Raw genomic sequence first — 3035 nt, 5'->3', positions numbered from 1 at the left:
TGAGCCGCCACATCCCTTAGGAGTCAGACCAACCGGTCCACACCATCAATAGTGAAGAGCCCACAATATCGACATCAGGCACTTCATGCACCCGCATAGCACCGGACTCGACCAGATTCTCCACCTGCCAATCCCAATGCTCGTCAGCTAACCGTTCAAGCTCTTCCAGCTCAAGATCCCACGGGTCCTCACTCTCATCAGTGCCCGAGGAACACCCCACAAGAAAAGCAGAGGTCACGAGGAGGCCCATTGTGACCGATTGAGTTCTACGACGAACAATCACCAGTTAGTCTCCGGCAAGAGGGGATCAGACGTTTTCACGTGCTGCCACCAGTCTGGCGAGGGATCTCTTCACCTTCAATGAAAGTCTAGGAATCTGAACAGTGTCTTTTACTTTCGCCCATTCCTGCTGCTCTGGAAGAGTTGGACGTCCTGAAATGTCCGTGTCACTGCAGACGAGAGGACAGGTCCTGCCAGAGTGCGTCGACCTGAGCAGTCAGATCATCGAGCGAACCCGAGTTGTCCAGAAGGACATCCGCGGCCTCGGCGCGCTGGGCATCCGTGGCTTGAGCGGCGAAGATTCGCTCAGCCTCTGCACGGCCCATCCCCCGGTTCTCCTGCAGCCGCCGGAGTCGCTCCTCCCTGGGAGCCTGAACAACCACAACTACATCAAACCGGTCCTGCTGGCCGGTCTCCACCAGCAGCGGGATGTCCTCCACCACCACTGAACCCTCTGGGGCAGCCTCACGGATCTCAGCGGAGGCTGCCCGCACCCGGGGGTGGATGATGGCATTGAGGCGAGCACGGGCGTCGTCGTTATCAAAGACAGTCTTGCTCAGGGCCTTCCTGTCCAGGCCGCCCTCTGCGGCAAGCACCTGCTCCCCGAACTCCTCGACAACCTGAGCCAGGCCCTCAGAGCCGGGAGCCACCACCTGGCGAGCTAGCTGGTCCGCGTCGATGAGGACCGCACCATGCTCAGCCAGCCGCTGGGAGACCGCGGACTTCCCCGAAGCGATCCCCCCGGTCAGGCCCACGCTGAGAATCTCTGCCATGCTCCGATCCTACCCACAGAAATCGGAGTGTCAGCTGCGGGGGCTCTCCCCCGGCGTCTCATCAGTTGGCCCGGCCTCTGCCGGGTCCACAATGGGCTGCTCGCCGGTGCGGATGCGGTACTCCTGGACCACCGGCGGCTGCTCGACATGTTCCACCTCCGGAGCGTTCGCAGGCTGGGTGCCCTCTGCGAAGTCGGGGGCCACCACCGCATTGGCCAGGGTGTCGTCGTTCTCCTCCATGCGCCGCTCGTACTCCTCGGCCGGCAGGGTCTGCAGCCAGCGGCGGGTACGCAGGTAGCCGATCTCACCGGCGTCCTCCCGCATGGCCCGCGAGAGGTTGTACATGATGAAGTAGCCCAGGATGAAGAACGGCAGGCCGAACATCAGCGCTACATTCTGCAGCGCATCCAGCCCGCCCTCACCGGTGGCGGTCAGCAGCACTGCCGCGATCCCGCCGATGGCGATGGTCCAGAAGGCCCGCTGGTGCAGTGGGGCCTTGCCCTCGAAGCCGTTGCACATGTCATCAAGCACCAGGGAACAGGAGTCCATGGAGGTGATGAAGAAGATGCCCACCAGCATGATCGCGACAGCTGAGGTCACAGTAGCCAGCGGGAACTCACTCAGGAAGGCGAACAGCGCCGTCTCTGGACCGGCCTCCACCACGGACTCAACCAGCCCGCCATCACCGTTGAGCTCAATGTCGAAGACCCCGGTGCCCCAGATTCCGAACCAGATGATGGTGAAGGCAGTGGGCAGGCCCAGCACACCGGCCACAAACTGACGCACTGTGCGCCCGCGGGAGATCCGGGCGATGAAGATACCGACGAACGGCGCCCAGGCGATAGTCCATGCCCAGTAGAAGATGGTCCAGCCTTCCTGCCAGCCGGAGTCCACCAGGGTGTCGTTCCACCAGGAAACCTCGGGCAGGAGACCCAAATACACACCGGTCCACTCGAACATCCCGCGCAGCAGGTACACCGTGGGGCCGGTGGCCAGGATGAAGATCAGCAGGGCAATGGCGGTCCAGATGTTGAAGTTGGACAGCCGCTTGATGCCTTTCTCCACGCCGAGCACCGCCGAGATGGTCGCTACCAGGGTGACGACCCCGATGATCACCAGGAAGGACCATTGCGAATCGGGCATTCCGAAGAGCTCAGCCAGGCCCGCATGGATCTGCATAGTGCCCAAACCGATGGAGACCGCCACCCCGAAGATGGTGCCCACGATGGCAAAGACGTCGATGGCCTTGCCTGCGGAGCCGTGAATCCGATCACCGAGGATGGGCTGGAAGATGGAGGAGACGCGCGGGGGCAGCTTGCGTTTGTAGATGAAGTAGGCGAAGGCCAAACCCGGGAGGGTGAAGATGGTCCAGGTGTGCAGACCGAAGTGGAACAGGGTGAAGCCCATCGCCTCAGAGGCTGCTGCATGGGTTCCGCCCACCACGGCGTCGTCCAGGAGCCCCTGGACCCCGAGGTAGGTGTCATTAGCTGCAGTAACGGCCTCATCGTCGCCGGTCGCTTCAGCAGACTCCAGGTCGGCTGCAGCGGCACTGTAGGCCTGGTCAACATCTCCTCCGGCCTCCTCTACCGCCGCACTGCCTGCATCCTCCTGCTCAGCGGTGATGCCTCGCGGCGGATCATAGAAGTGGTTCGCCGGCTCGGCCACAGCCCAGAACATCAAAATGGTGCCGATACCGGCCGCGAAGAGCATGCCGAACCAGGAGACATTGCTGTGCTCGGGCCGTTCCTCGTCGTCTCCCAGGCGCATCCTGCCGAATCGGCCAACGGCCATCCAGATCAGGAAGATCAGGAAGATGGTGACTCCCGAGGTGTAGAACCAACCGAGATTCTGGTAGAGCCACGCGGAGCCAGTCCCCCAGAAATCTCCCATCTCATCAGGGATGATCAGCGTGACAATAACGAAAAGGGGTATCCATTTGAGTGCCAACGGGACCGGGTAGGCTGATCGGGATGTAAGTGCCCC

General features: G+C 62.0%; 2 protein-coding genes. Both read right to left on the bottom strand.

The features are described from left to right. Positions 1 to 446: 446 nt before the first annotated feature. Complete coding sequence (gene coaE, locus GNZ21_RS04170; protein ID WP_157321623.1) at positions 447 to 1052, bottom strand: dephospho-CoA kinase; 606 nt, start codon at positions 1050 to 1052, stop codon at positions 447 to 449. Between the two features lie 30 nt (positions 1053 to 1082). After that, positions 1083 to 3035 (bottom strand): BCCT family transporter (locus tag GNZ21_RS04165; RefSeq protein ID WP_269149949.1); only part of this gene is annotated, 1953 nt, incomplete at its 5' end.

It is taken from the genome of Nesterenkonia alkaliphila (assembly GCF_009758175.1).
Classification (GTDB): domain Bacteria; phylum Actinomycetota; class Actinomycetes; order Actinomycetales; family Micrococcaceae; genus Nesterenkonia; species Nesterenkonia alkaliphila.
The sequence above is the reverse complement of the archived record's forward strand: the minus strand, read 5'-3'. Positions and strand labels throughout refer to the sequence as shown.